3 protein-coding genes are annotated in these 2388 nt (G+C 24.0%); all 3 read right to left on the reverse strand.

Going from position 1 to position 2388, the window contains the following annotated elements; translation table 11 throughout:
* A partial coding sequence (locus KJQ99_RS09160) for a hypothetical protein (RefSeq protein WP_214150631.1) occupies nt 1-1036 on the reverse strand: 1036 nt, incomplete at its 3' end.
* Complete coding sequence (locus KJQ99_RS09165) at nt 1033-1926, reverse strand: FecR family protein (RefSeq protein ID WP_214150632.1); 894 nt, start codon at nt 1924-1926, stop codon at nt 1033-1035. The genes KJQ99_RS09160 and KJQ99_RS09165, both read right to left, overlap by 4 nt.
* 14 nt (nt 1927-1940) lie before the next feature.
* The coding region (locus KJQ99_RS09170; RefSeq protein ID WP_214150633.1) for a FecR family protein at nt 1941-2388 on the reverse strand (448 nt) is incomplete at its 5' end.

Genomic DNA, 2388 nt, shown 5'->3' on the forward strand with positions numbered 1-2388 from the left:
TAATAGCCCCGATTTTTATACCATAATTTTTAAAATCAGAATTAGCACTAAAACTATCTTTTGCATTTTCTAAATCATAATTTAAATTAAAATAATAAATATTATCATTATATGCAAAAACATTATTAAGACCTAAAGAATGATGGATAAAATTAGAATCTTTATCCATACTATCAGCAAATATTCCTTTAGATAAATCATAAGAAATTAAATATAAATAATTATCATTTACATTATTTTCATAATTAATACCAATATTTAAACTATGCAAAAACGCAGCTCTTCTAAGTAATACAAAATCATAACTAGCATTTAGAGTAATTTTGTGATTATCCCTTACATAGCTTGGATTAATTGCTAATGTTAATACATTTAAATCAGGATAATTTTCGCTTTTATTTTTTAAATATTTTTTATTATTTAAACTCGCATAAAGCTCTGCAAAATAATTATTTCCTAAATCTAAATTATAAGCACCATCTATATTAAAATTAAAACTTAAAGAACCACTTGCTTTTTCATTTTTAAAATTTCTAATCTTCTCACCAACAAAATCAGTGAAATTATCATTGCCATAAAGCGGGTTTGTATCATAAGCAAAACCCAAATTAAGCCCTATAAAATAAGGCTTAGCAACTTCTTTTGTCAAATTATCTAAATTATTTAGCATATTATTAATTCTAACTTTTTGAGTAGAACTTAAATCTAAATTATTTAGCATATAATTTAATTCATCTCTCATAAGCTCTGGATTATTATTTTCATAATACAAATTAGCTATTGAAAATCTAGCTTCAATATTGTTTTCATTAATAATTAAAACCCTATCGTAAGCTGCAATTGCTTCTTTTGTATCTTTTAATTTTTCAGCACTTTTTGCCAAAATTAGGTTAAGTTTTTCATCACTACAATCAATCTCACATTGAGCTTTAGCTAATTCTAAAGCTTTTTTATAATTTTTCTTATTAAACTCATCTATATAATTAGCAAAAGCAAGAGAGCTTATTAAAAATGATAAAATAATCTTTTTTATCATTTTTGAACCCCGTAAGTAGAATTTCTTTGCCTATTGTTTTGATAGTCTTTACCATTTAAATATCCCTTATTTGCATAATTTATTTTATTTTGTATGCAATAAGTATTGCCATTACATATATTAATAATATCTTTAGATATTGAATTAGTATCTAAATCCTTTATTCTTTCATTATTGTATTTATAATTATTTTTATAATCTTGATAATTTTTATTTTGATAATATTCTTGTTTTGCTTTTATCATTTCTTCTTTAGAATTTAAAAACTCATTAAAACTTTCGCTATTTTTATAAGATTGTTTAGTATTTACTTGACTTTCTTTACCTGTATTAATAGTTTCAAATTCCTTAGGCACTATCTTTTCAATCTTAATAACCTTATCATTATCAAATCTTAATTGATTTCCTGCTTGAACTAAAGAAGTTTTATTTCCTACTTTAACATCTATTGCACCTTCTAAACAACCTACTTTATCAACCTTTCCAAGACTTCCAACAAACACGGTTCCTCTAATTCCAATCGTTGCTGTTTTTGCTTGAAATTCAAAATTCTTTCTAGCTATTTTTGAAATATTTCCCGATATTACCTTAAAATGCCCATTATTTACTTCAAGACTTACTTTTGATTTTTTACCATCAATTACATAATCTTTAATATTTAAAGTTGTATTTTTACCTAGCGTAACTATTGTATTATCTATGAATTTAATTTGTAATTTTGCATTATTTTTTGTGATTATTTTGTCATTTTCTTCTAAAATATCATTTGTTTTTGCAATTCTTTCTTTGTTGTCACTTAAAATTACAACATCTCCTCTTAATGTAACTATTTTTCCAATATTTGCGAAAAGTGAGCTTGCTAAAAACACAATTAAAGCTATTTTGTTCATATTTTCTCCTATTTTTATAATTTGATTACATTAAAACTACTTGGTTTTAATTTTTCTAATTTGATAATTCCTAAATTTTTATAGTGTAATCTCTCTCCTTTTTTTAAATTATATTTTTTACCGCCTACTCCAACTTCAATTTCTCCTGAAATACAATTAACAAAACCATTATTAACATCTCCACTAAATCTAGTTCCACGAATGCCAATGGTCGCTGTATTTGCTTGGAAAGTAAAGTTTTGTCTAGCTAGCTTAGAAATCTCTCCACTTACTAAATCGTAGCTTCCTTTTTTAGCTTTCAAGTTCACTTTAGAATTTGCTCCATTAATTAAATATTTATTGATTTGTAAAGTTGAGTTTTTACCTAAAGTAAGAGTAGTATTATCTATAAATTTTATTTGAACTTTTGCATTATTTTTAGTAAGAATAATATCGTTTTCTAATAGCTCATAATTTTTATGA

Source organism: Campylobacter sp. 2018MI13, assembly GCF_018501135.1.
Lineage (GTDB): Bacteria > Campylobacterota > Campylobacteria > Campylobacterales > Campylobacteraceae > Campylobacter_E.